Origin of the sequence: Pseudomonas sp. UC 17F4 (assembly GCF_900101695.1) — a bacterium.
Lineage (GTDB): Bacteria > Pseudomonadota > Gammaproteobacteria > Pseudomonadales > Pseudomonadaceae > Aquipseudomonas.
On the sequence record NZ_FNKV01000001.1, the window covers coordinates 133,642 to 158,776 of the forward strand.

Genomic DNA, 25,135 nt, shown 5'->3' on the forward strand with positions numbered 1-25,135 from the left:
CGGCGCAAAACCGGGTAGCGACCCGGGCTCAGGCCCGGGTCGCCTACCGTTGTTATTTTTGTTTTTCCAGTTGGTGGTACTTGCCGTCCTTGTCCCACTGGTAGACCACATAGTCAGAGACCGTCAGGTCGCCCTTGCTGTCCCACTTTTTCTCGCCCATCACGGTTTGCACCGGGTTGGCCTTGAGCCACTTGGCAGCGTCTTCGCCCTTGTTCGACTTGGCGCCGTTGAAGGCTGCAGCCAGGGCCTGGACCGAAGCGTAGGCATACAGGGTGTAGCCTTCTGGCTCGGTGCCGCCTTTGCGGAACTCCTCGACCACCGCCTTGCTGTCTGGCAGCAGGCGCGGGTCGGCGCCGAAGGTCATGTACACGCCATCGACGTATTGCGCGCCACCGGCAGTGGCCACCAGTTCGTCGGTTACGATGCCGTCGTCGGACATGAACTTGACGTCTTTCAGGCCCGCTTCACGCAGTTGTCGCACCAGTGGACCGGCTTCCGGGTGCAGGCCACCGAAGTAGACGACGTCGGCACCGGCACCACGAATCTTGGTGACCACGGCGCTGAAGTCTTTCTCGCCACGGGTCAGGCCTTCGTACAGCACCGGTGTCACGCCGCGTTTGACCAGTTGAGCCTTGGTCGCATCGGCCAGGCCCTGGCCGTAGGTGTCCTTGTCATGCAGGACGACAACCTTCTTGCCCTTGAGCACGTCGACGATGTAGTCGCCGGCGACGATGCCCTGCTGGTCGTCACGTCCGCACATGCGAAACATGCCAGTCAGGCCGCGTTCGGTAACCGCCGGGTTGGTCGAGCCCGGGGTGATGGCGATGACACCGGCTTCGTCATACACCTCAGACGCCGGAATGGTGTTGGACGAGCAGAAGTGCCCGACCACACCGATCACCTTGTCCTGGTCGACCAGGCGGTTGGCCACCGCCACGGCCTGCTTCGGCTCGCAGGCATCGTCGCCCTTGACCAGCACGATCTTCTCGCCGTTGACGCCGCCCGCGGCATTGACCTTGTCAGCCGCTGCCTGTGCACCTTTCATGTACTGCTCGCCAAACGCTGCGTTGGCACCGGTCATCGGGCCTGCTACGCCGATCTTGATGTCGGCCTGAACATACGAAGAAACGCCCAGCGCCGTAGCTACGGCGAGGGCCAGAAAGCCTTTCTTGTAAAACGTCTGCGACATGAGGTGGTGCTCCTGGAGTTTTTTTTGGTTGGCACTACAACTTTCAGCAATTGCTCTGAGCAAGGGCCGTGCCATTGGTTTTTTATTCTGGAAAAACTCGTGAACAAGTTGCGCAGCCAGGATTCACGGCCTTTTTTTACTGGTCGTGCAACCGTCTGCCTCACGACAAGCGCCACCGGACACGAGAAAAAAGAGCAACCGCGAAGTGCCATCATTGCAACCCTGGGTTGTGGTTACGTGCAACCAGCCTGTAACAGGATGCGTAACCGAACTGCACATCCTTGGTGCGCGACTGCTACAGCGGGCACCATTACAGGCTAGCCGCTGCCCGACAAAAGCGCCGCTACCTGTAGCCTGCTACCGAATTACCCCGGCCTCGGCCTGCCCGCGTGGCGGCAAAGGCTGGCACAATGCGCAGGTCTGTGCGCCGTCGCTGGCGGTGATGGCGCGCGCCCCCTTTGGAGCCCCCTATGAGCGAGAGTGCATTTGCCGATCGCATCGTGCAGAACCTGCTCGACACCGATTTCTACAAGCTGACCATGATGCAGGCCGTGCTGCACAACTACCCCAACGTCGACGTGGAATGGGAGTTCCGCTGCCGCAATGGTGAAGACCTGCGCCCTTATCTGGCGCAGATCCGCGAGCAGATCGAGCAGTTGTGCGAACTGAGCCTGGGTAATGGCCAGCTGGGCTTCCTCGAGCAGATCAGCTTCATGAAGCCGGACTTCCTGCGCTTTCTCGGCCTGTTCCGCTTCAACCTGCGCTACCTGCAACTGGGGGTCGAGAACGACCAGCTGTACTTGCGCCTGCGCGGCCCCTGGCTGCACGTGATCCTGTTTGAAGTACCTTTGCTTGCGATCATCAGTGAGGTGCGCAACCGCCATCGCCACCCCCAGGCCAAACTCAGCGACGCCCGCGACCAGCTGTACCGTAAGTTCGACTGGCTCAAGGCCAATGCCAGCAGTGAGGAGCTGGCCGAATTGCAGGTCGCCGACTTCGGCACCCGCCGACGCTTCTCCTACAAGGTTCAGGAAGAAGTGGTACGGGTGCTCAAGGAAGATTTCCCCGCGCGTTTCGTCGGCACCAGCAACGTGCACCTGGCACGGAAACTGGATATCAAGCCACTGGGGACCATGGCCCACGAGTGGATCATGGCCCACCAGCAACTGGGGCCGCGGCTGATCGACAGCCAGATTGCCGCGCTCGATTGTTGGGTGCGCGAGTACCGCGGGCTGCTGGGCATCGCCCTGACCGATTGCATCACCATGGATGCTTTCCTGACCGATTTCGACCTGTACTTCGCCAAGCTGTTCGACGGCCTGCGCCATGACTCGGGCGATCCGGTGCAGTGGGCGGAAAAGGCCATCAGCCACTATCGCAAGCTGGGGATCGACCCGATGACCAAGACCCTGGTGTTCTCCGACGGCCTGAACCTGACCAAATCGCTGGAGATCTTCCGGGCCCTGCGCGGGCGCATCAATGTCAGCTTCGGCATCGGTACCAACCTCACCTGCGATCTGCCCGGGGTGGCGCCGATGAGCATCGTGCTTAAAATGACCGACTGTAACGGCCAGCCCGTCGCCAAGATTTCCGATGAGGCGGCCAAGACCCAATGCCGCGACGAAAACTTCGTCGCCTACCTGCGCCACGTCTTCAAAGTGTCCAAGGAGTAATTCATGCAAGCCGTCCAGCGAGAGATTGCGCAAGCGCTCAAGGTCCAGCCGCCGTTCGCCGACAGCGCCGCGCTCGAAGCCGAAGTGGCCCGGCGCGTGGCCTTCATCAAGACCTGCCTGCACAACGCACGGCTCAAGACCCTGGTGCTGGGTATCAGTGGTGGTGTTGACTCGCTGACCGCCGCGCTGATGGCGCAACGGGCGATCAATGAACTGCGCAGCGAGACGGCTGATGAGCAGTACCGCTTCATTGCCGTGCGCCTGCCGTACCAGGTGCAGCACGACGAACACGACGCCCAGGCCTGCCTGGAGGTGATCAAGGCCGACGAGGTGCACACTGTCGACATCGCCCCGGCCGTGCGTGCCCTGGCGACCGAGGTCAAGGCCCTGGAAAACGGCGCGCCAGCGATGGTCGATTTCGTCGTCGGCAACACCAAGGCGCGCATGCGCATGGTTGCCCAGTACACCATCGCCGGCGCCCGCCAGGGCCTGGTGATCGGCACCGACCATGCCGCCGAAGCGGTGATGGGCTTCTTTACCAAGTTTGGTGATGGTTCCTGCGACCTGGCACCGCTCAGTGGCCTGGTGAAAAACCAGGTGCGGGCCATCGCGCGCAGCTTTGGCGCGCCGGAGTCACTGGTGGAGAAGGTGCCGACTGCAGACCTTGAGGACCTGGCGCCAGGCAAGCCGGACGAAGCGTCCCACGGCGTCACCTATGCGCAGATCGATGCGTTCCTGCATGGCGAGGCGGTGAGCCAGGAAGCGTTCGACATCATCAGCGCCACCTACCGCAAGACCCAGCACAAGCGCGAGATGCCGTTCGCGCCTTGAACGCATCGCGGGGCAAGCCCGCTCCTGTGGGAGCGGGCTTGCCCCGCGATCAGGTACCCGAATTACTTCAGGGTAACAGTGCCTTTCATCATCGAGATGTGGCCAGGGAACGAGCAGAAGAAGCCGTACTTCTCGTCAGCTTTCAGCTTGGACACGTCGATGGTCAGCGAATCCTTCTCGCCAGCGCCGATGATCTTGGTGTGGGCGATCACGCGCTCGTCGCCTTCTTTCAGGTAGCTCTTGTCGATGCCGGCAGCCAGGCCGTCGGTGGCGATCGGCTGCATGTCAGCTTCTTTGCTGATGACCAGGTTGTGGCCCATGACGTTCTTCGGCAACGAACCGGAGTGGGTCAGTTCGACAGTGAAGGTCTTGCAGCTCTTGTCGATTTCGATGGCCTTGGTGTTGAAGGACATCTGGTCGGTGGAGTCGATCGTCGCCTTGCACTCAGCGGCAAATACCTGAGTGCTGGCGAGGGTCAGCAAGGATACTGCGACAACTTTGGCAAACATCGTGAATCTCCATGGCAGGGGTTTTTTATCAGTTTGCAGACTGCCTGAAACCGCAAGGCCGGCCCATGATGTGGGTCAAGCACTGGCCGAAGAGCCAGGCAGTGAATTTGTTCTATGGATTGTATACAGGAAATCTAAGTGCCCATCATGCACCTTTGAGGGAGGATGAGACAACCTCTCATTTAGGAGTAAACGATCATGTCCTTTGGTACTTTCTTCAATGGCCTGCTGGCCGCCTACGCCTGCGGCGCTGCGGGCGCCTCATGCGAATTCGCCCGGCCGGAGTAACGACTGCGGGCTTGGAAGCGAGCGGCCAGCACCTTACTCTGTGTGCGCTTGTAACCGGAGAGAAGCAATGCCCGTACGTTCCGTTTGTGTGTTCTGTGGCGCCAGCACCGGCGTCAACCCGGCCTACCGCGAGGCGGCCATCGCCCTCGGCCAGGCCATCGCCACGCGCGGCCTGACCCTGGTGTACGGCGGTGGCGCCGTGGGCCTGATGGGTATCGTTGCCGATGCGGCCATGGCCGCCGGTGGCGAAGTCATCGGCATCATCCCTGAAGCGCTGAAAAACGCCGAGATCGGCCACACCGGCCTGACCCGCCTGGAAGTGGTCGACGGCATGCACGCGCGCAAGGCACGCATGGCCGAACTGAGCGACGCATTCGTGGCCCTGCCCGGTGGCCTGGGCACCCTGGAAGAGCTGTTCGAAGTCTGGACCTGGGGCCAGTTGGGTTACCACGCCAAGCCCCTGGGCCTGCTCGACGTCAACGGCTTCTACAGCAAGCTGGGCAGCTTCCTTGACCATGTGGTGGAAGAAGGCTTCGTGCGCCCGCAACACCGCGCCATGCTGCAACTGGCCGACTCGCCAGCCGAGCTGCTCGAGGCCATGGACAACTTTGAAGCCCCGGTGCTGCCCAAGTGGGTCGACAAGAAGCCTGATTGACCCGCCTCATCGCGGGGCAAGCCCGCTCCTACAAGGCTGTGGCCTCATCCAGCGGCATCACCGTGACCTGCACCTGCGGGTCATGGCTGCCGCCACCGAGGATCACCCCACGCAGCGGCGAGACATCGGAAAAATCCCGGCCCCAGGCCAGGGTGATGTGTTCCAGCGCCGGGCGCAGGTTGTTGGTGGGATCGAAATCGATCCAGCCCTGCCCCGGGCAAAACACTGAAATCCACGCATGCGAGGCATCGGCGCCGATCAGCCGTGGCTGGCCGGGTGGCGGCCGGGTCAGCAGGTAGCCGCTGACATAACGCGCCGCCAGGCCGCGCGAGCGCAGGCAGGCGAGCATCAGGTGGGCAAAGTCCTGGCACACGCCGCGGCGGCGCTCCAGCACCTCCACCAGCGGCGTGGCGACCTGGGTCGCCTCGGCATCGAAGGTGAACTCGCTGAAGATCTTCTCCATCAACGCCTGCACGCCTTCCAGCAATGCCCGGCCAGGCTCGAAAGAGGATTCGCTGAAGGCCACGAAGCGCTGCTTGAGGCGTACATAAGGCGACTCGAATCGATAACGGCAGGCTTCCAGAAGCGCCGCTGCCATCGGCTGACTGGCATAGGTCAGGGCCTCGCGCACCTGCTCCCAGGCCGGCGAGGCGGCAAAGTCCGGCGCCGCCCGCTCGAGCACTTCAACCTGCAAGCGCGCCACCACCCGCAACTGCTCATGCTGGCGCTCGAACGCCAGGCGCGTCAGCGGGTTGCCGAACACGTCCCACTCATCGCGCCGCAGGGTCGGCTGCGGGCTGACCTGCAGGGCCTGGGCCGTGCAGCGTTGCCAGGCGCAAGGCCGTGGCCACAGGTGCGCCAGCTGCTGGGCCAGGGACACCGGGCTGTCGTAGCGGTAATGGGTGTCGTGGATAATCTGGTAGCGCGCACTCATCACAGCGACACCGTCTGCTGGCTGACATCGTCGACGTGAGCGAAATGGCGCAGGGCCAGGCGCTCGGAAATCTCGCCACTGGCCAGGGCCACCCCTTGCAGCAGGTCAGCAAGCCCCGACAGCACCGCTTGTACACTGGCGCTGCCGAACAACGGGTCTTCCAGGCTGCGCAGGTCGAAGTGACGCAATTGCTCGGCCAGTAGCGCCAGAGCCGGGTCGCGCGGGCTGTCGAATTCCTCGCTCAAGCGTTGGTTGGCACGCACCAGCAGTTTGAGCTGGAACAGCACGGCGTGGGGGTTCTGTTCATCGAGCAGGAGCAGATCGAGCACCGGGATCAACTGCGCCACCGCCAGGTAGCGCGAGCGGTAGGTGATGCTGCTATTGCCCAGCTCCAGCAACCATTCAAGCCCGGCCTGGTCGTACACCGCCGGCCCGCGCAGAAACGCCGCCAGGCTGCTGCACAGTGACTGCAATCGCTCGATACGCCGGCCAATCATCAGGAAGCGCCAGCCTTCGTCGCGGGTCATGTCGTCGAGGGCAAAACCCGACAGCGCCGCCAGCGACATCACCAGGCGGTTGAGAAAATCCACCCGCTCGCCAAAGTCCGCCTCGGCATCTTCCAGGCATTGCGCCTCCCGCTGCAGCTCGACCAGCGCCTGCCAGTTCTCCCGCGAGAGCTTGCCGCGCACCTGCGACGCCGCCCAGTGCAGACGCTGCAAATTGGCCCGCAGGCTGAAGGCCCAGTCGCCATCGTCCAGCGCCGCGCGCAGGCGCTCGGGCAACTCGCCCTCCTCCGGCAGCAGCGACAATTCATCGGCCAGTTCCACCGCCGCCTGCAGGGCCAGCGGATCGTCGCCGTCCAGGTAGCGGGTGAGGATGATCCGCAGCAGGCGCGCACTGGCATCGCAGCGCTCGCAGTAGCGCCCGAACCAGAACAGGTTCTCCACCACCCGCGACGGCAGGTAAGGGTCCTGGCGGATCAGTTCGGCCACGCCGATGGTGCGCTGGGCCCGCCATTGCTCGCCCGCTGGCGCCGCTTCGCCGAGCACCCAGGTGTCCTTGCTGGCGCCACCGCGCTGCATCGACACCACCTCGGCGTCAGCTTGCGCAGCAACCCGGGTCAGGCCACCGGGCAGCACCCGATAACCGTCCGCCGAGGCCACCGCGTACACACGCATGCCAATGGCCCGCGGCTGCACCTGGCCCTTGTCGGCCTGCCACACCGGCGCCTGGGACAACTGCGCCAGCTCCTGGGCGACATAGGCGTAGGGCCGTGCCTGGATGCGTTCGGCCAGGGCCTGGCGCTGGGCCGGGTCGAGGTCACGGCCGAACACCGGGCTGAAACTCTGTGACGGGAACGCCGGCTTGACCAATAGCTTCGGCAACTGCTCCAGTGCCCGCGCCATCACCGGTGGCTCACCGCACCACCAGGTGGCGATCGACGGCAGGCTCAGTTCTTCAGCAAACAAGCGCTGGTTGATCGCCGGCAAGAAACCGAGCAGGCCCGGCGACTCAAGCACGCCGCTGCCCAGCGCATTGGCCACCAGCACCCGGCCCTGGCGCACGGCATCGAGCAAGCCGGGCACGCCCAGGGCCGAGTCGGTGCGCAGCTCCAGCGGGTCGCAGAAATCATCGTCCAGGCGCCGCATGATTGCGTGCACCCGGCGCAGGCCGCTCAGGGTCTTGAGGTATACGGTGGCATCGCGCACGGTCAGGTCGCTGCCCTCGACCAGTGGATAACCCAGCTGCCGCGCCAGGTACAGGTGCTCGAAATAGCTCTCGTTGAAGCGCCCTGGGGTCAGCAGCACCACCAGTGGCGCCTCCTGGTCACTGGGTGCCAGGCGCGCCAGGGTCTGTTGCAGGGTGCGGAAGAAACCGGCCAGGTGTTGCACCTGCAAGTCGCGGTATAGCTCGGGCAACGCCCGCGAAACGATGGTGCGATTCTCCAGCGCGAAGCCTGCGCCCGACGGCGCCTGGGTGCGGTCTGCCGTCACCCACCAGCGCCCGTCCGGGGCACGGGCCAGGTCCACCGCGTAGACATGCAGGTAGGTGCCTTCAGGTGGCGCTATACCCTGGCAGGGCCAGAGGAAATTGTTATGGCCATAGACCAGCTCGGCGGGCAGCAGGCCTTCGCTGATCAACTGCTGCGGCCCGTAGATATCGGCCAGTACCGCATTGAGCAAGCGCGCGCGTTGTTCGACACCGGCGGCCAGTTGCTGCCATTCGGCGGCAGGCAGCAGGTGCGGCAACAGGTCCAGCTCCCAGGGCCGGTCGGCGCCCTTGGGGTCGGCGTAAACGTTGTAGGTGACGCCGTTCTCGCGCAACTGGCGGGTCAGCGAGGCCTGGCGCTGGGCCAGCTGCGCCGGCCCGCTGCGCTGCAGGTAGGCGCACAACGGCTGCCAGTGCGCACGCACCGCACCCTGGCTTTCGAGCATCTCGTGATAAGTCCCCGCACTCAGCGGGTAAGCATCCAACAGGTCAGGCATGGCAATGCTCGAAGGCCACAGGTCAGTTCAGAGTAGCGCTCAGCCGCGGCGCAAATCCAGGGTAAAGGGTAGTTCCGGGTTCACCTGCGCCGATGGTATGTCCACTACACCCGGGCTGTGTCCGAGGCGGAAGAAGCGCGCCTGGCGCCGGCTCTGGGCTTCGTTGGCATTGACCGGCAGGGTCTGGTAGTTGCGACCGCCCGGATGCGCCACGTGGTACTGGCAACCGCCCAGCGAGCGGCCCATCCAGGTATCGAGCAAGTCGAACACCAGCGGCGCCTGCACCGCAATTGTTGGCTGCAGGCAATTGGCCGGCTGCCAGGCGCGATAGCGCACCGCCGCGACGAACTCACCGACGCGCCCGGTGGCTTGCAAGGGTAGCGCCCGACCGTTACAGGTCAGTTGATAACGCTCCGGCGGCAGGCCGCTGACCTTGACCTGCAGGCGCTCCAGCGACGAGTCGACATAACGCACCGTGGCACCGCCCGCGCCCTCCTCGCCCAGTACATGCCAGGGCTCCAGGGCCTGGCGCAGTTCCAGCTCGATGCCGTTGACGGCATAGTCGCCGACCTTGGGGAAGCGAAACTCCAGGTGTGCGGCAAACCACTCGGCACGCAGCGGGTAGCCTGCGGCGTTGAGCTCGACCAGCACATCGGCAAAGTCCTGTTCGATAAAGTGCCCCAGCATGAACCGGTCATGCAGCTCGGTGCCCCAGCGGGCCAGGCGCTTGGGCGCATAGGGCTCACGCCAGAAACGCGCGACCAGGGCCCGCAGCAGCAGTTGCTGGACCAGGCTCATGCGCGCATGCGGCGGCATCTCGAAGGCGCGCAGTTCCAGCAACCCCAAACGCCCGGCCGGGCCGTCCGGGGAGTACAGCTTGTCGATGCAGAACTCGGCGCGGTGGGTATTGCCGGTAACGTCGATCAGCAAGTTGCGCAGCAGCCGGTCGACCAGCCATGGCGGGCCTTCCTCGCCCGCTGCCGGCATCTGCGCGAAAGCGATCTCCAGCTCATACAGCGCATCGTTACGCGCTTCATCCACCCGCGGCGCCTGGGAAGTCGGACCAATGAACAGGCCGGAAAACAGGTAGGAAAGCGACGGGTGATTGTGCCAGTAGCTGATCAGACTACGTAGCAAGTCAGGGCGGCGCAGGAACGGCGAGTCGGCCGGGGTGGCGCCACCGAGGACGAAATGGTTACCGCCACCGGTGCCGGTGTGTCGGCCGTCGATCATGAATTTTTCGCTGCTCAAGCGCGTCAGGCGCGCCTGCTCGTATAGGAACTCGGTGCGCTCCACCAGTTCGTCCCAACTGGCCGAAGGCTGCACGTTGACCTCGATGACGCCGGGGTCGGGAGTCACCTTGAAGTTGGCTAGGCGCGGATCGGCCGGCGGCTCGTAGCCTTCGAGGATGACCGGGCAATGCAGCTCGGCCGCGGTGGCTTCGATCACCGCAACCAGTTCGAGGTAATCCTGCAAGCGAGACAGCGGTGGCATGAACAGGTACAGGCGCCCTTCTCGCGGCTCTGCACACAGCGCGGTACGGGTCAGCCAGTCGGCCGAGGCATCGACCTCGGGGGCTGCGTGCTCCTGCTCATCGACCGCCTGCCCGGCGCTGGCCTTGAGCAGTTGGTCACGATCAGGCAGATCGCCGAGCACCTGGTTGGGATCGGTCGGATGCACGTAGGGATATTCCGCGGCCTTGACCCAGGGCTGCGCAGCCAGCGGCAAGCGGTAACCCAGCGGCGAGTCGCCCGGCACCAGGCGGCAATGCTCATCGCGCAAGTACCAGCGTCCGCTCTGCCAGCGTTGCTCGTCGGCGCTGCGGGCCAGCGGCAGCACCTGGCCGATGACCTTGTCCAGGCCCTGGCTGAACACCTTGCGCAGCCTTGCACGCTCCATCTCGTCGTCCAGGCGCGCAGCGTCGGGGCGCACGTTGGACGGCAGGCCGCCCTCGCGCCACAGGTAATAGAGTGAGTCTTCGTAGGCGCCGAAGACATAACGCGCAGGCAGCCTCAGCCGTTCGGCAACGCTGGCCAGGAAGCGCGCGGCCAGCGCGCTGTCGGCGCCGAGATCCTGGTGTTGGTCGGCGATCAACGCCGGATTGTTCCACAGCGGCACACCATCACGCCGCCAGAAGCAGTTGAGCGACCAACGCGGCAGTTGCTCGCCCGGGTACCATTTGCCCTGGCCGAAGTGCACCAGGCCATGGGGCGCGTAATGCTTGTACAGGCGCTGGAACAGCTCACCGGCCAGGCGCCGTTTGTTCGCGCCCAGCGCTGCGGTGTTCCACTCGGCGCCGTCAGGGTCGTCAATGGCCACGAAGGTTGGTTCACCGCCCATGGTCAGGCGCACGTCCGCTGCTTTCAGGTCGCTGTCCACCTGGCGCCCGAGGGCGACGATGGCCTGCCATTGTTCGTCGCTGTAGGGCAGCGTCACCCGCGGCGATTCCCACAGGCGCTCGACACTCATTTCATGCTCGAAAGTGCATTCGCAGGGCTCGACCAGGCCGCTGATCGGTGCCGCTGAAGTCGGATCGGGGCTACAAGCCAATGGGATATGCCCTTCCCCGGCAAACAGCCCGGAGGTGGCGTCCAGGCCGATCCAGCCGGCGCCGGGCAGGTACACCTCGCACCAGGCGTGCAGGTCGGTGAAGTCCTCTTCGGTGCCCGACGGGCCGTCCAGTGCCTTGATGTCGGCGGTCAGCTGAATCAAATAACCGGAGACGAACCGCGCCGCCAGGCCCAGGTGGCGCAACAACTGCACCAGTAGCCAGGCCGAGTCGCGGCAGGAGCCGGAACCCAGTTCCAGGGTCTGCTCTGGGGTTTGCACACCGGGCTCAAGGCGGATGAGGTAGCTGATGTCCTCGCTCAGGCGCTGATTGAGCGCCACCAGGAAATCGACACTGGCCTGGGGCGTGCGCTCGATGCTGTCCAGGTAGGTGGCGAACTTCGGCGTCAGCGGCAGTTGCTCCAGGTAGGGCAGCAGTTCGTGGCGTTCATCTCGGCCATAACTGAAGGGAATCTGCTCGGCGTAGGGTTCGAGAAAGAAGTCGAACGGATTGAACACCGCCATCTCGGCGACCAGGTCGACTTCCACGCGCAGGCTGTCAGTCTTTTCCGGGAATACCAGGCGCGCCAGGTAGTTGCCCTGTGGGTCCTGCTGCCAATTGATGAAATGTCCGTCCGGCTGCACCTTCAGCCCGTAGGAGAGGATCCTCGTGCGGCTGTGAGCAGCCGGGCGCAGGCGAACAATTTGCGGGCCCAGTTCAACTGCACGGTCGTAGCGGTACTCGGTGACATGGTGCAAGGCGACATGAATCGACACGGCGGGCCTCCTGCGAGCCTGGGCGGTAGTGGAACCGCGCAAGACTTGTGCCATGGGCCCAGGCCTGCGATTCCCTGCATGCAGCCGGTACAGTCGCACCAAAAGCGCACCGTAGCGAGGCCGCCGTGCAAGCCTTGCACAGATTTGAGGCTTTGCCAGGAAGGAACACAGGTATCTGCTGTGAGAGCGGCGTTACGGCGATCCGACTTAACCCGCGATGCGCTGTGATTGACAGAGCGCTATCGCGGGGCAAGCCCGCCCCCACAGATGATGGCGTTTCAGTTAGCGCGGCAGAACCGGCTGGCGGGCGGGCTTTTTCTTGCCCTTGCCGCCCTTGGCGGCATCCTTGCGCGCCTTGGCCGCTTCCTGGTTGCGGGCAAACGCCGCCGCCTTGGCCTGTTCACGCTTGTCCCACGGCTTGGAACCATCGCTGGCACGCGGCGGCAAGCCGTTGTGCTGGGTGAGGATCTTCTGCTCTTTGGCCACCTTGTGGCTGCCGGCCGGGGTCGAGTTCTTGCGCCGGGCACTCTGGTAGCTGTCGGTCGCCGGCTGGTGCAGCGGGATCAACTGGTGCTTGCCCGGGCCGATCAGGTCGGCGCGGCCCATGCGCTCCAGGGCTTCACGCAGCATCGGCCAGCCCTTCGGATCGTGGTAGCGCAAAAAGGCCTTGTGCAAGCGGCGCTGCTGCTCGCTCTTGACGATGGTCACCGGGTCGCTCTTGTAAGTGACCTTGCGCAGCGGGTTCTTGCCCGAGTGGTACATGGCCGTGGCCGAGGCCATTGGCGACGGGTAGAACGCCTGCACCTGGTCGGCACGGAAGCCGTTGCCCTTGAGCCACAGGGCCAGGTTCATCATGTCTTCGTCGGTGGTGCCCGGGTGCGCGGCGATGAAGTACGGGATCAGGTACTGCTCTTTGCCCGCCTCTTTCGAGTACTTCTCGAACATGCGCTTGAAGCGGTCATAGCTACCGATGCCCGGCTTCATCATCTGGTTCAGCGGGCCTTCCTCGGTGTGCTCCGGGGCAATCTTCAGGTAGCCGCCGACGTGGTGGGTCACCAGCTCCTTGACGTATTCCGGCGACTCTACCGCCAGGTCGTAACGCAGGCCCGAGGCGATGAGGATCTTCTTCACCCCCGGCAGGTCACGGGCGCTGCGGTACAGCTTGATCAGCGCCGAGTGGTCGGTGTTGAGGTTCGGGCAGATGCCCGGGAACACGCACGACGGCTTGCGGCACGCCGACTCGATCTCGGGGCTCTTGCAGGCAATGCGGTACATGTTCGCAGTCGGGCCGCCGAGGTCGGAGATGACCCCGGTAAAGCCGGGCACCTTGTCGCGAATCTCTTCGATCTCGCGAATGATCGACTCGTGCGAGCGGTTCTGGATGATGCGCCCTTCGTGCTCGGTGATCGAGCAGAAGGTGCAGCCGCCGAAGCAGCCGCGCATGATGTTCACCGAGAAGCGGATCATGTCGTAGGCGGGGATTTTCTCCTTGCCGTACGCCGGGTGGGGGATGCGCGCATAGGGCATGCCGAACACGTAGTCCATTTCTTCGGTGGTCATCGGAATGGGTGGCGGGTTGAACCACACGTCCACTTCGCCATGCTTCTGCACCAGGGCACGGGCGTTACCCGGGTTGGTCTCCAGGTGCAGCACGCGGTTGGCGTGGGCATATAGCACCGGGTCGTTGCGGACCTTCTCGAACGACGGCAGGCGGATGACCGTCTTGTCACGGGTCATGCGCGGGCTGGCGAGGATCTGCACAACCTTGGCTTCGTTGGGGTCTTCGACCTCGCCCTTTTCCTGCTCGATGGCGCAGGCCTGGGTGTCCTGGGTGTTGACGTACGGGTTGATGATCTTGTCGACCTTGCCCGGACGGTCGATACGGGTCGAGTCGACCTCGTACCAGCCTTGCGGGGTATCACGGCGTACGAAGGCGGTGCCGCGAATGTCGGTGATGCTCTCGATCGACTCGCCGAACGACAGGCGCTGGGCCACTTCGACGATGGCCCGCTCGGCGTTGCCGTACAGCAGGATGTCGGCGCAGGCGTCGATCAGGATCGAATGACGGACCTTGTCCTGCCAGTAGTCGTAGTGAGCGATGCGGCGCAGGGAGGCTTCGATGCCGCCGAGGACGATCGGCACATGCTTGTAGGCTTCCTTGCAGCGCTGGCTGTACACCAGGCTGGCGCGGTCCGGACGCTTGCCGGCCATGCCGCCCGGGGTATAGGCGTCGTCGGAGCGGATCTTCTTGTCAGCGGTGTAGCGGTTGATCATCGAATCCATGTTGCCGGCCGCGACGCCGAAGAACAGGTTCGGCTCGCCGAGCTTCATGAAGTCGTCTTTGGACTGCCAGTCCGGCTGGGCAATGATGCCCACGCGAAAGCCCTGGGCTTCCAGCAGGCGGCCAATGATGGCCATGCCGAACGACGGATGGTCGACGTAGGCATCACCGGTCACGATGATGACGTCGCAGGAATCCCAGCCGAGCTGATCCATCTCCTCCCTGCTCATCGGCAGGAACGGTGCTGGCCCGAAGCATTCGGCCCAGTACTTGGGATAGTCGAAAAGTGGTTTGGCTGCTTGCATGTCAGTGACCGGTGGCTAATCGATGAAAAATCGCGGGCGCGGAATATAGCACAAAAATTGACCAATTCCGACGCTCAAGGTCGGAATTGTCCAAATTGCCCTTACTCGTCGTCGTCGAAGTTGTAACTGCCCGGCGCGAGGTTTTCGAAGCGTGTGTACTTGCCGATGAAGGCCAGGCGGATAAAGCCGATCGGGCCGTTGCGCTGCTTGCCGATGATGATTTCGGCAATGCCCTTGTGCTCGGTCTCCGGGTGGTACACCTCGTCGCGGTAAACGAACATGATCACGTCGGCGTCCTGCTCGATCGCACCCGATTCGCGCAAGTCGGAGTTCACCGGGCGCTTGTTCGGCCGCTGTTCGAGGGAGCGGTTGAGCTGCGACAGGGCAACTACCGGGCAGTTGAACTCTTTGGCCAGGGCCTTGAGCGAGCGGGAGATCTCGGAAATCTCGTTGGTACGGTTGTCGCCGCTGGAGCCCGGGATCTGCATCAGCTGCAGGTAGTCGATCATGATCAGGGCGATGTCGCCGTGCTCGCGCACCAGGCGGCGGGTCCGGGCGCGCATTTCCGACGGGCTGATGCCGGCGGTGTCATCGATGAACAGCTTGCGGTCGTTGAGCAGGTTGACCGCCGAGGTCAGCCGCGGCCAGTCGTCGTCTTCAAGCTGGCCGGAGCGCACCTTGGTCTGGTCGATGCGCCCGAGCGACGACAGCATACGCATGATCAACGATTCGCCTGGCATCTCCAGCGAGTACACCAGCACCGCCTTGTCGCTGCGCAGTACCGCGTTCTCGACCAGGTTCATGGCGAAGGTGGTCTTACCCATCGACGGCCGGCCGGCGACGATGATCAGGTCGGCCGGCTGCAGGCCGCTGGTCTTCTCGTCGAGGTCGGTGTAGCCGGTGGACAGGCCGGTGATCGCACTGTCGGTATTGAACAGCGTGTCGATGCGGTCGATGGCCTTGGTCAGCAGGTCGTTGACGCCCACCGGGCCGCCGGTCTTCGGCCGCGCTTCGGCGATCTGGAAGATCTGCCGTTCGGCTTCGTCGAGGATCTCGGCAGCATTGCGCCCTTGCGGGTTGAAGGCGCTGTCGGCGATCTCGTTGCTGATGCTGATCAGCTGACGCAGGGTTGCCCGCTCGCGGATGATCGCGGCATAGGCCTTGATGTTGGCCACTGACGGGGTGTTCTTGGCCAGTTCGCCCAGGTAACCCAGGCCGCCAACCTGCGAACTCAGGCCTTCCTTGTCCAGCTGCTCGTGCAGGGTCACCACGTCGAACGGGGCGTTCTGGTCGGCGAGCTTGTGGATGGCGCGGAAGATCAGGCGGTGGTCATGCCGATAGAAGTCGCCGTCGGAGACTTGATCGAGCACGCGCTCCCAGGCGTTGTTGTCCAGCATCAAGCCACCGAGCACGGCCTGTTCGGCCTCGATGGAATGCGGCGGCACCTTCAGGGCAGCGGTTTGCAGATCATATTGCTCGGGGGCGGTTATCTCGTTCATGGCCACGCAGGAATCAGGGTGATGAAAAAGACAAAGGGCACGACCTGCAAAGCAGGATCGTGCCCGATGTTAACCGGCTGACACCCAAGGTGCCAGCCGATCGGTACAGCTTAGGCTGCGACAACAACCACGCGAACGGTGGCTTCAACGTCGCTGTGCAGGTGCACGGCAACGTCGTATTCGCCGACGTTACGGATGGTGCCGTTCGGCAGACGAACTTCAGCTTTAGCCACTTCAACGCCGGAGGCGGTCAGGGCATCAGCGATGTCGTGGGTGCCGATCGAACCGAACAGCTTGCCTTCGTCACCGGCGGTGGCAGTGATGGTCACTTCCAGCTCAGCCAGTTGGGCAGCGCGAGTTTCGGCCGAAGCTTTTTTCTCTGCAGCGATTTTTTCCAGCTCAGCACGACGCTCTTCGAACGCAGCCAGGTTGGCAGCGGTCGCAGCGGTGGCTTTGCCGAATGGCAGCAGGTAGTTACGACCGTAACCGGACTTAACTTTTACCTTGTCGCCCAGGTTGCCCAGGTTGGCGACTTTTTCCAGCAGGATCAGTTCCATTTGGTAATAACCTCTTAACTTTTAACCTTCACCGTTCGCGGAATCGTTATCGGCACCTTTTGGGGGCGCCTTGCGACCGCGAAAATCAATCAGGCTGTCGACAATGGCCAGGACCACGAGCAACGGATAAGTCAGCTGCATAAACAGCACCAGCGTCACGTACAACCCGACCAGCCAGAACTTGGCCAGTCGTCCTTGCGCCACCAGCCCATGCAGCAGGGCGAGCCCTGCAAACATCAGTGGAATGCTGCACAGGGGTGTCAACATCGCCAGCTCAGGACCGAAATTCGGCCCCACCAACATGAGCACCACCAGCACCAGCGCCGGCACCAGGGGGAGCCTGACCGCTTGAAACTCGCGACCAAAACCACCCGGGTTATACAACAACGCCTGCCAGTAACGGCCCAACATCAGGGCCAGCACACTGACGGCTTGCAACAACGCCGCAATCAGGCCGACGAGCACCGGTGCAATAAGGCTTCCAAGGCGGCCCCGCTCCTCTACCGATAACTGTTGGTAGAGACCGTCGAGCATCTGCGGCAGGGCTTTTTCAAGCGCTCCAGCCAGAGCTTCAATCGGTTCGCGGAACACCGAACCCAGTACAACCCCGTACACCAGGCCCATGCCGATGCTGAACAACAGCACCCGGTTCCAGGACTGCCCGGCGCGCAACAGCGCCGCCAGACCCAGCGTACCCAGCAACACCATCAAGGTGCGCGGCTCGCCGAAGAACCACCAGGCCATCGCCGGCAACAAAGCCCAGGCGAGGACACCGGAAGCGTCCTTGAAACCGCGCCGCAGGAACACCAGGCTCCCGGCGGCGGCACTCAACCAGAACAACAGCGGCAAAGCCGCACAACCCACCACCACGAGGGTGGCTTGCACGCGACCGCGCATGATGAAATCAGCCAAGGCGCGCATGCATTTTATCCTTTGCTACTTGTCGACGACCCGGTCTCAGCGGCCGTGGCTGTCGGTGTAGGGCAGCAGGGCCAGGAAGCGGGCGCGCTTGATAGCGGTAGCCAGCTGACGCTGATAACGAGCTTTGGTACCGGTGATACGGCTTGGAACGATTTTGCCGGTTTCGGATACATAAGCTTTCAGGGTGTTGAGATCTTTGTAATCGATCTCTTTCACGTCTTCAGCAGTGAAGCGGCAGAATTTACGACGACGGAAGAAACGTGCCATGTAATAGGCTCCTCAAAAGGTCCGTGGATTACTCGTCAGCGTTATCGCTGTTGTCGCTGTCATCACTATCAGCGCTTTCGGCGCTTTCGTGCTCAGGACGGTCGCGACGCTCACGGCGCTCACTGCGGTTCTCTTCAGCCTTGAGCATCTCGGACTGGCCGGTAACGGCTTCGTCGCGACGGATGACCAGGTTACGGATCACGGCATCGTTGTAGCGGAAGTTGTCTTCCAGCTCGGCCAGGGCCTTGCCGGTGCACTCAACGTTCAGCATCACGTAGTGAGCCTTGTGAACATTGTTGATTGCATAGGCCAGTTGACGACGGCCCCAGTCTTCCAGACGGTGGATTTTACCGCCGTCTTCTTCGATCAGCTTGGTGTAACGCTCAACCATGCCGCCGACTTGCTCGCTCTGGTCAGGGTGGACCAGAAAGATGATTTCGTAATGACGCATGAATGCTCCTTACGGGTTGTAGTCTGCCACCAGAGTGGTCAGACAAGGAGTGAAGGACACTTGTATGTCTTGCCCTGGGAAGAGGCGCGTGAACGCCTGCCAACATGGCAAGGGGCGCAATTGTAGAGAAGCGCCGGGGGACAAGCAAGGTCATTGGTGATTATTTGAACAGCCTTAAAAGCATCGCGGGTCCAGCCCGCTCCCACAAGGACCTGTGGGAGCGGGCTGGACCCGCGATAGATGCAACGCCGAAATCAAGCCTGGCGCTTTGCCTGGCGCTGACGAACGGCCTCGAACAGGCACACGCCCGTCGCCACCGACACGTTCAGGCTGCTGACGCTGCCTGCCATCGGCAGCTTGACCAGAAAATCACAGTGCTCGCGGGTCAAGCGGCGCATGCCCTTGCCCTCGGCGCCCATGATCAGGATGGTCGGGCCGGTCAGGTCCTGCTGATACAGCTCTTGCTCGGCCTCGCCCGCAGTACCGACCACCCACAGGCCACGTTGCTGGAGCTTCTCCAGAGTCCGCGCAAGGTTGGTGACCGCCACCAGCGGAATGACTTCTGCCGCACCGCAGGCCACTTTCCGAACCGCTGGGGTCAAGGTCGCCGACTTGTCTTTGGGCACCACCACCGCCAGCGCGCCGGCGGCATCGGCGGTGCGCAGGCAGGCGCCGAGGTTGTGCGGGTCGGTAACGCCGTCGAGTACCAGGATCAACGGCGCGCCTTCAGTGCGGTCGAGCAGCTCTTCAAGCATCGCCTCGCCCCAGACCTGGCTCGGGCTGACTTCAGCCACCACGCCCTGGTGCACGCCTTCAACCCAGGCATCCATCTCGCGGCGTTCAGCCTGGCCGACCGCCACGCGGTTTTGCCCGGCCAGCTCCAGCAGCGCCTGCAGGCGCGGCTCGCTACGGCCTTCGGACAGCCAGATCTGCTTGACCCGCTTGGGGTGGTGACGCAACAGGGCTTCCACGGCATGCACGCCGTAGATTTTTTCCAACTGACTCATGACTTGGCCTTGGGTTTACGTGACGCGGAGCCGGCTTTCGGCGGCCCTTTACGATGCTTGCTCGGTTTTTCCGATTTGCCCGACTTCGACGCAGGCTTGCCGCCTGCGTGCTTGGCATCGGACATCAAGGCCTTTTTCATTTCCCGGCTCTTGCGCACTTCGGCGTTGTTGGCCACGGCATTGGCTGGGAAATAGGCTTCGGCAGTTTCGTTCTTGCGGCTGCGACGGGCAGGCTCTGCAGCCTTGGCCGGCGCCTCGGCCTTCTTGTCGAGCACCGGCACCGGCTTGCCGTCTTGCGGGCGCACGCCTTCACCACGCTGCTTGCGGCCAATCGGCGCCTTGAGGGTGTTCTCGGCCATCTCGAAGTCGATCTTGCGCTGCTCGAGATCGACGCGCATCACCCGCACTTCGACGGTATCGCCCAGGCGGAAGCTGCGCCCGGTACGCTCACCGGCCAGGCGGTGGTGCACAGGGTCGAAGTGGTAGTAGTCGCCCGGCAGGGCACTGACATGGACCATGCCTTCGACGTAGATGTCGGTCAGCTCGACGAACAGGCCAAAGCCGGTCACCGCGGTGATCACACCCGGGAAGCTCTCGCCGACGCGGTCTTTCATGTACTCGCACTTGAGCCAGTTGACCACGTCGCGGGTGGCCTCGTCGGCACGCCGCTCGCTCATCGAGCACTGCTCGCCGAGCTGCTCCAGGGTCGCCTCGTCGTACGGGTAGATGCGCGCCTTGGGGATGCTCATGGCACCGGCACGCTTGACGTGCGGGGTTTCCTGACGCGAACGGATCACGCTGCGGATCGCCCGGTGGGTCAGCAGGTCCGGGTAGCGGCGGATCGGCGAGGTGAAGTGGGTGTACGCCTCGTAGTTCAAGCCGAAGTGGCCGTTGTTGTCGGCGCTGTACACCGCCTGGCTCAGCGAGCGCAGCATCACGGTCTGGATCAGGTGGAAATCCGGGCGGTCGGCGATGCTCGCCAACAATGCCTGGTAATCCTTGGGCGACGGGCCGTCCTTGCCCTTGTGCAGGGACAAGCCCAGCTCGCCGAGGAAGGCGCGCAGTTTTTCCAGGCGCTCCGGTGGCGGGCCGTCGTGAACACGGTACAGGGCCGGAATTTCGTGCTTCTTGAGGAACTCGGCGGTGGCCACGTTGGCCGCCAGCATGCACTCTTCGATCAGCTTGTGGGCGTCGTTGCGCACGGTCGGGCGGATTTCGGCGATCTTGCGTTCGGAACCGAAGATGATCCGCGTTTCCTGGGTTTCGAAGTCGATCGCGCCACGGGTATGACGGGCCGCCAGCAGCACCTTGTACAGCGCATAGAGCTGCTTGAGGTCCGGCACCACTTCGCTGTACTGCTCGCGCAGGGCCTTGCCTTCGCGGGTACGAGCGTGTTCGAGCATGCTGCTGACCTTGTTGTAGGTCAGGCGTGCATGGGAGTGGATCACCGCTTCATAGAACTGGTAATCGACCATCTGCCCGGACTTGTTGATGGTCATTTCACAGACCATCGCCAGCCGGTCGACGTGCGGGTTCAGCGAGCACAGGCCGTTGGACAGCTCTTCAGGCAGCATCGGTACCACGCGCTCGGGGAAGTACACCGAGTTGCCGCGCACCTGGGCTTCGGCATCCAGGGCAGAGCCCAGGCGCACGTAGCTGGAAACGTCGGCAATCGCCACGTACAGGCGCCAGCCACCGGAGAACAGGCGCAATTTGCCCAGGCTCTCGCAGTACACCGCATCGTCGAAGTCGCGCGCGTCTTCGCCGTCAATGGTGACGAACGGCAGGTGACGCAGGTCGACGCGGTGCTCTTTGTCTTTCTCTTCGACTTCCGGCTTGAGCTTGCGCGCTTCCTTGATCACCGCTTCGGGCCAGACGTGCGGAATGTCGTAGCTGCGCAGGGCAACGTCGATTTCCATGCCCGGGGCCATGTAGTTGCCGATCACTTCGGTAACGTCGCCCTGGGGCTGGAAGCGCGGGGTCGGCCAGTGGGTGATCTTGACTTCGACGAACTGGCCGATCTTGGCACCGCCGTTACGCCCCGGGGTGATCAGCACTTCTTGCTGGACCTTGGGGTTGTCGGGGGTGACAAAGCCGATACCGCCTTCTTCGAAGTAGCGGCCAACGATGCTTTCGTGGGCGCGGGAGATCACTTCGACCACCACGCCTTCGCGGCGGCCACGGCGATCCAGGCCGGAAACCCGGGCCAGGGCGCGGTCGCCATCGAACACCAGGCGCATTTGCGCAGGGCTCAGGAACAGGTCGTCGCTGCCGTCATCCGGGATCAGGAAGCCAAAGCCGTCACGGTGGCCGGCGATGCGGCCGAGGATCAGGTCGAGCTTGTCTACCGGGGCATAAGTGCCGCGCCGGGTATAGATCAGCTGGCCGTCACGCTCCATCGCGCGCAGACGGCGGCGCAGGGCTTCGATCTGGTCTTCGGTGGTCAGGCCGAACTCTTCGACCAGCTGCTCACGGGCTGCCGGCGAGCCGCGCTCGTCCAGACGCTGGAGGATCAGCTCACGGCTAGGAATAGGGTTTTCGTATTTTTCCGCTTCACGAGCGGCCTCGGGATCGAGGGTCTGCCAATCGGCCATTAGGAGGGGTTCACCTTGTCTATATAAGGGTTAGTTTGGCATAGGCGTATTGAAACCGGAAATTTCAGGCTTGGACAGCCCTGTCAGAGCCCCCTGGATGCTGCCAAAACCATCATAAGGAACAACGACTTGAATTTTTTAAGATTTTTTCTGAACGGGGGTTTACAGCTCTCAGGAGCATCCGTATAGTGCGCACCACAACGACGGACACCGTCGTTATAGTTGAGAAGCAGCACGATGTGAAGCATCATGTTCCTCAGCGAAATGCCCAGATGGTGAAATTGGTAGACACGCCAGCTTCAGGTGCTGGTGACCTTACGGTCGTGGAAGTTCGAGTCTTCTTCTGGGCACCAATTTCAAATCTTAGAACTGCCGCTGGCTTCTGAGATTTACTGCAACACGCTACACTGTTTTCGTTACAAGCTACACCGCTTCATTTTGCCCAGATGGTGAAATTGGTAGACACGCCAGCTTCAGGTGCTGGTGACCTTACGGTCGTGGAAGTTCGAGTCTTCTTCTGGGCACCAATTCAGATCAAACCCGCGAAAGCGGGTTTTTTCGTTTCTGCCCTACCCTTTTCCTCGCCTGCAATCCCGAAACGACCGATAGCCTGCTCATGAATTTTCCCTCACAAGGGCATTTGAGAAGCGATATCGATTATCATTGTTTCCAGATATGTAGCCGCAAGCGAGGAAGTACCCGCATGACGTTCCGCAATAACCCCCTGTTGCGCGGCCTGGCCGTCTCTGTTTTCGCCATGCTGCTCGGCACCCCAGCCGCCATGGCCGCCGACCCGGTGTCGCTGACCCTGTACAACGGCCAGCACAAGGAAATCGGTGAAGCCATCGCCAAGGCCTACGAGGCCAAGACCGGCATCCACATCAATATCCGCAAGGGCAGCAGCAACCAGCTGGCCAGCCAGATCATCGAAGAAGGTGATCGCTCCCCCGCCGACGTCATCTACACCGAAGAATCGCCACCGCTGAACAACCTCGGCGAACTGGGCCTGCTGGCCAAGATCGATGATTCGACCCTGCAGGTCCTGCCCAAGGAATACGTCGCCGCCAACGGTACCTGGATGGGCGTTACCGCACGCACCCGCGTGGTCGCCTTCAACCCCAAGGTAATCGACGAGAAAGACCTGCCACCTTCAGTGATGGACTTTGCCGACCCCGAGTGGGACGGCAAGATCGGTTTCGTGCCGACCAGCGGCGCCTTCCAGGAACAGGCCGTGGCCATCCTCAAGCTGCACGGTCGCGAGGCCGCCGAAGAATGGCTGACCGGCCTCAAAGCCTTCGGCAAGACCTACACTAACAACATGGTTGCGCTCAAAGCCGTGGAGAATGGCGAAGTGGCGGCCGTGCTGGTCAACAATTACTACTGGTACGCCCTGAAGAAAGAGCGCGGCCAGCTGGATTCGAAACTCTATTACCTGGCCGACGGCGACGTCGGTGGCCTGGTGACCATCTCCAGCGCCGCGGCGGTAAAAGCCAGCAAGCACCCGAAAGAAGCCCAGGCCCTGCTGGCCTGGATGGCCAGTGAAGAAGGCCAGCGGGTAATCACCCAGACCACCGCCGAGTATCCGCTGCATAAAGGCATGGTCTCGGACCAGGGCCTGAAGCCCTTCGAAGACCTGCGTCCGCCAAAAATCACCCCGGCCGACCTGGGTAACGCTGAAGAAGCCCTGGAACTCGAACGCGAAGTTGGCCTGCTGTAATGAGCGCAGCCCTGCCCGCGGCCGCACTGGCCAGCCGTTATATTCCCAAGCGCAAGCGCCCGTCGATCTGGGTGGTGCTGCCGGTGCTGCTGCTGGTCGGGCTGAGCCTGCTGCCGCTGCTGTACGTGGCGCTGAAAACCTGGGAAGCCGGCTGGCGCGAAGCCTTGCACTTGCTCTGGCGCCCGTTCGTCTGGGGCCTGATGCGCAACACCCTGATGCTGATGGCCGGCGTCACCCTGGCCTGCATGGCCTTGGGTGTATCCCTGGCCTGGTTGCTGGAACGCAGTGACCTGCCCGGACGGCGCCTGTGGGGCGTGATCCTGTGCCTGCCGTTTGCCGTGCCAGCCTTTGTCAGCGGCTTTACCTGGGTGTCGCTGAGCCCGCGCTTCGAAGGCCTGGGCGGTGCCATCCTGGTGATGAGCCTGTCCAAGTACCCACTGGTGTTACTGCCGGTTGCAGCGACCCTGCGCAACCTCGATACCTCACTGGAAGAGTCGGCACGGACCCTGGGGCAGACGCGCTGGGGCGTGTTCTGGCGCATCACCCTGCCACTGCTGTGGCCGTCGATCATTGGTGGCAGCCTGCTGATTGCCCTGCACATGCTGGTGGAGTTCGGCGCCCTGTCGATCCTCGGCCTGCAGACCTTTACCACGGCGATCTACCAGCAATTTGAGCTGGAATTCAGCAACGCCAACGCCGCGATGCTCTCGGCAGTGCTGTTGTTCATGTGCCTAATGATGCTCTGGCTGGAGCTGCGTGTGCGCGGCAAGGCCCGCCTTGTGCGCATCGGCCAGGGCGTGGCGCGGCGCGGTGCGCCGATTCGCCTGCGCGGGCGGATGCCGGTCGGGCAGCTGTATTGCCTGGTCCTGGCGCTGCTGGGCAGCGGTATTCCACTGGGCATGCTCGGTTACTGGCTGAGCGTTGGTTCGTCGGCGGCCTTTCCGGTGGCCGATATCAGTCGCGCGCTGTTCTCATCGTTGTCGCTATCGCTGGGTGGTGCCGGATTGAGCTTGCTGCTGGCACTGCCGGTGAGTTTCCTGGTGGTGCGCTACAAGGGCCGCCTGGCGATCTGGGCCGAACGCCTGCCGTACCTGCTGCACGCCCTGCCCGGCCTGGTGATCGCCCTGACCCTGGTGTACTTCGCCTTGCACTATGTGCCGGCGCTGTACCAGACCACTGGCTTGTTGCTACTGGCTTACGCGCTGCTGTTCCTGCCCCTGGCCCAGGCGCCGGTGCGCACAGCCTTGAACAAGGCGGCGCCGCAGCTCGAAGAAGCCGCCCGCACCTTGGGCGCAACCCAGTTCACGGCGTTTTGCCGGGTGACCCTGCCGATCATCTTCCCGGCCCTGGCGGCGGCGTTCGCACTGGTGTTCCTGGACGCCATGAAGGAGCTGACCGCAACCCTGCTGCTCAGCCCGACCGGCATGACCACCCTGGCCACCGAAGTGTGGGCGCATACCGCCAACGTCGAGTTCGCGGCGGCAGCGCCCTATGCGGCATTGCTGATCCTGGTGTCGGGGCTGCCGGTGTACCTGCTGACCACGCGGATGTATCTGAACCGCGCGTGATACCTGAAAAGCATCGCGGGGCAAGCCCGCTCCCACCGTGGGAGCGGCGGTGCGACGACTCGACTTGCCCCGCGATTAC

At 63.1% G+C, this 25,135-nt stretch carries 18 protein-coding genes and 2 tRNA genes; 7 read left to right on the forward strand and 13 right to left on the reverse strand.

What is annotated here, in order from left to right; translation table 11 throughout:
* Window positions 1-52 precede the first annotated feature (52 nt).
* Window positions 53-1,189 carry a branched-chain amino acid ABC transporter substrate-binding protein gene (locus BLR26_RS00630; protein ID WP_045196895.1) on the reverse strand — a complete coding sequence of 379 codons (1,137 nt, stop codon included), beginning with the start codon at window positions 1,187-1,189 and terminating at the stop codon, window positions 53-55.
* 470 nt (window positions 1,190-1,659) lie between these two features.
* Here BLR26_RS00630 and pncB point away from each other — a divergent pair, with 470 nt between their 5' ends.
* The gene (gene pncB, locus BLR26_RS00635; protein WP_045196893.1) at window positions 1,660-2,862 is read left to right on the forward strand and encodes a nicotinate phosphoribosyltransferase; all 1,203 of its coding nucleotides are present in this window, start codon (window positions 1,660-1,662) and stop codon (window positions 2,860-2,862) included.
* Between the two features lie 3 nt (window positions 2,863-2,865).
* The gene (nadE, locus tag BLR26_RS00640; protein ID WP_045196892.1) at window positions 2,866-3,693 is read left to right on the forward strand and encodes an ammonia-dependent NAD(+) synthetase; all 828 of its coding nucleotides are present in this window, start codon (window positions 2,866-2,868) and stop codon (window positions 3,691-3,693) included.
* A 62-nt stretch (window positions 3,694-3,755) separates the two neighbouring features.
* On the opposite strand, the gene azu is transcribed toward nadE, so the two are convergent.
* Complete coding sequence (azu, locus tag BLR26_RS00645) at window positions 3,756-4,202, reverse strand: azurin (protein WP_045196890.1); 447 nt, start codon at window positions 4,200-4,202, stop codon at window positions 3,756-3,758.
* A gap of 355 nt (window positions 4,203-4,557) precedes the next feature.
* On the opposite strand from azu, the gene BLR26_RS00650 reads away from it, so the two are divergent.
* Window positions 4,558-5,145: an LOG family protein gene (locus BLR26_RS00650; protein ID WP_093376689.1), complete on the forward strand. Its 588-nt coding sequence runs from the start codon at window positions 4,558-4,560 to the stop codon at window positions 5,143-5,145.
* 28 nt (window positions 5,146-5,173) lie between these two features.
* Here BLR26_RS00650 and BLR26_RS00655 read toward each other — a convergent pair whose 3' ends face one another.
* From BLR26_RS00655 to rnr, 11 genes are all read right to left on the reverse strand, one after another.
* Window positions 5,174-6,079 (reverse strand): transglutaminase family protein, encoded by a 906-nt coding sequence (locus tag BLR26_RS00655; protein ID WP_093376693.1) that lies wholly within the window; start codon window positions 6,077-6,079, stop codon window positions 5,174-5,176.
* Window positions 6,079-8,565: a circularly permuted type 2 ATP-grasp protein gene (locus BLR26_RS00660; RefSeq protein WP_045196884.1), complete on the reverse strand. Its 2,487-nt coding sequence runs from the start codon at window positions 8,563-8,565 to the stop codon at window positions 6,079-6,081. The genes BLR26_RS00655 and BLR26_RS00660 overlap by 1 nt, the downstream gene beginning before the upstream one ends.
* Window positions 8,566-8,604: 39 nt before the next feature.
* Complete coding sequence (locus BLR26_RS00665) at window positions 8,605-11,889, reverse strand: transglutaminase family protein (RefSeq protein ID WP_093376697.1); 3,285 nt, start codon at window positions 11,887-11,889, stop codon at window positions 8,605-8,607.
* A 282-nt stretch (window positions 11,890-12,171) separates the two neighbouring features.
* Window positions 12,172-14,475, reverse strand: coding sequence for a YgiQ family radical SAM protein (locus tag BLR26_RS00670; protein WP_093376702.1), 2,304 nt, complete (start codon window positions 14,473-14,475; stop codon window positions 12,172-12,174).
* Window positions 14,476-14,576: 101 nt separating this feature from the next.
* Entirely contained in the window at window positions 14,577-15,974 is a 1,398-nt protein-coding gene (gene dnaB, locus BLR26_RS00675) for a replicative DNA helicase (RefSeq protein WP_045196878.1), read from the reverse strand.
* A 110-nt stretch (window positions 15,975-16,084) separates the two neighbouring features.
* On the reverse strand, window positions 16,085-16,531 hold the full coding sequence (gene rplI / locus BLR26_RS00680; RefSeq protein WP_093376705.1) for a 50S ribosomal protein L9: 447 nt from the start codon (window positions 16,529-16,531) through the stop codon (window positions 16,085-16,087).
* A 21-nt stretch (window positions 16,532-16,552) separates the two neighbouring features.
* On the reverse strand, window positions 16,553-17,452 hold the full coding sequence (locus tag BLR26_RS00685) for a hypothetical protein (RefSeq protein ID WP_045196874.1): 900 nt from the start codon (window positions 17,450-17,452) through the stop codon (window positions 16,553-16,555).
* A gap of 36 nt (window positions 17,453-17,488) precedes the next feature.
* Window positions 17,489-17,719 carry a 30S ribosomal protein S18 gene (gene rpsR / locus BLR26_RS00690; RefSeq protein ID WP_009403887.1) on the reverse strand — a complete coding sequence of 77 codons (231 nt, stop codon included), beginning with the start codon at window positions 17,717-17,719 and terminating at the stop codon, window positions 17,489-17,491.
* A 28-nt stretch (window positions 17,720-17,747) separates the two neighbouring features.
* Entirely contained in the window at window positions 17,748-18,170 is a 423-nt protein-coding gene (rpsF, locus tag BLR26_RS00695) for a 30S ribosomal protein S6 (RefSeq protein WP_045196870.1), read from the reverse strand.
* Between the two features lie 254 nt (window positions 18,171-18,424).
* Complete coding sequence (gene rlmB / locus BLR26_RS00700) at window positions 18,425-19,177, reverse strand: 23S rRNA (guanosine(2251)-2'-O)-methyltransferase RlmB (protein WP_045196868.1); 753 nt, start codon at window positions 19,175-19,177, stop codon at window positions 18,425-18,427.
* The gene (rnr, locus tag BLR26_RS00705) at window positions 19,174-21,771 is read right to left on the reverse strand and encodes a ribonuclease R (RefSeq protein WP_045196866.1); all 2,598 of its coding nucleotides are present in this window, start codon (window positions 21,769-21,771) and stop codon (window positions 19,174-19,176) included. Before rnr ends, rlmB begins: the two co-directional genes overlap by 4 nt.
* A 266-nt stretch (window positions 21,772-22,037) precedes the next feature.
* Here rnr and BLR26_RS00710 point away from each other — a divergent pair.
* From BLR26_RS00710 to BLR26_RS00725, 4 genes are all read left to right on the forward strand, one after another.
* Window positions 22,038-22,124: transfer RNA gene (locus BLR26_RS00710), tRNA-Leu, on the forward strand.
* Window positions 22,125-22,211: 87 nt separating this feature from the next.
* Window positions 22,212-22,298: transfer RNA gene (locus tag BLR26_RS00715), tRNA-Leu, on the forward strand.
* Between the two features lie 176 nt (window positions 22,299-22,474).
* Window positions 22,475-23,488 (forward strand): extracellular solute-binding protein, encoded by a 1,014-nt coding sequence (locus BLR26_RS00720; protein ID WP_045196863.1) that lies wholly within the window; start codon window positions 22,475-22,477, stop codon window positions 23,486-23,488.
* On the forward strand, window positions 23,488-25,056 hold the full coding sequence (locus BLR26_RS00725; RefSeq protein WP_093376711.1) for an ABC transporter permease: 1,569 nt from the start codon (window positions 23,488-23,490) through the stop codon (window positions 25,054-25,056). The genes BLR26_RS00720 and BLR26_RS00725 overlap by 1 nt, the downstream gene beginning before the upstream one ends.
* The last annotated feature ends 79 nt before the right edge of the window (window positions 25,057-25,135 follow it).

What these genes read in the sequence shown, in the direction of transcription:
- BLR26_RS00630 (WP_045196895.1), bottom strand. Translation starts at nt 1,189, where the DNA reads ATGTCGCAGACGTTTTACAAGAAAGGCTTTCTGGCCCTCGCCGTAGCT.
- pncB (WP_045196893.1), top strand. Translation starts at nt 1,660, where the DNA reads ATGAGCGAGAGTGCATTTGCCGATCGCATCGTGCAGAACCTGCTCGAC.
- nadE (WP_045196892.1), top strand. Translation starts at nt 2,866, where the DNA reads ATGCAAGCCGTCCAGCGAGAGATTGCGCAAGCGCTCAAGGTCCAGCCG.
- azu (WP_045196890.1), bottom strand. Translation starts at nt 4,202, where the DNA reads ATGTTTGCCAAAGTTGTCGCAGTATCCTTGCTGACCCTCGCCAGCACT.
- BLR26_RS00650 (WP_093376689.1), top strand. Translation starts at nt 4,558, where the DNA reads ATGCCCGTACGTTCCGTTTGTGTGTTCTGTGGCGCCAGCACCGGCGTC.
- BLR26_RS00655 (WP_093376693.1), bottom strand. Translation starts at nt 6,079, where the DNA reads ATGAGTGCGCGCTACCAGATTATCCACGACACCCATTACCGCTACGAC.
- BLR26_RS00660 (WP_045196884.1), bottom strand. Translation starts at nt 8,565, where the DNA reads ATGCCTGACCTGTTGGATGCTTACCCGCTGAGTGCGGGGACTTATCAC.
- BLR26_RS00670 (WP_093376702.1), bottom strand. Translation starts at nt 14,475, where the DNA reads ATGCAAGCAGCCAAACCACTTTTCGACTATCCCAAGTACTGGGCCGAA.
- dnaB (WP_045196878.1), bottom strand. Translation starts at nt 15,974, where the DNA reads ATGAACGAGATAACCGCCCCCGAGCAATATGATCTGCAAACCGCTGCC.
- rplI (WP_093376705.1), bottom strand. Translation starts at nt 16,531, where the DNA reads ATGGAACTGATCCTGCTGGAAAAAGTCGCCAACCTGGGCAACCTGGGC.
- BLR26_RS00685 (WP_045196874.1), bottom strand. Translation starts at nt 17,452, where the DNA reads ATGCGCGCCTTGGCTGATTTCATCATGCGCGGTCGCGTGCAAGCCACC.
- rpsR (WP_009403887.1), bottom strand. Translation starts at nt 17,719, where the DNA reads ATGGCACGTTTCTTCCGTCGTCGTAAATTCTGCCGCTTCACTGCTGAA.
- rpsF (WP_045196870.1), bottom strand. Translation starts at nt 18,170, where the DNA reads ATGCGTCATTACGAAATCATCTTTCTGGTCCACCCTGACCAGAGCGAG.
- rlmB (WP_045196868.1), bottom strand. Translation starts at nt 19,177, where the DNA reads ATGAGTCAGTTGGAAAAAATCTACGGCGTGCATGCCGTGGAAGCCCTG.
- rnr (WP_045196866.1), bottom strand. Translation starts at nt 21,771, where the DNA reads ATGGCCGATTGGCAGACCCTCGATCCCGAGGCCGCTCGTGAAGCGGAA.
- BLR26_RS00720 (WP_045196863.1), top strand. Translation starts at nt 22,475, where the DNA reads ATGACGTTCCGCAATAACCCCCTGTTGCGCGGCCTGGCCGTCTCTGTT.
- BLR26_RS00725 (WP_093376711.1), top strand. Translation starts at nt 23,488, where the DNA reads ATGAGCGCAGCCCTGCCCGCGGCCGCACTGGCCAGCCGTTATATTCCC.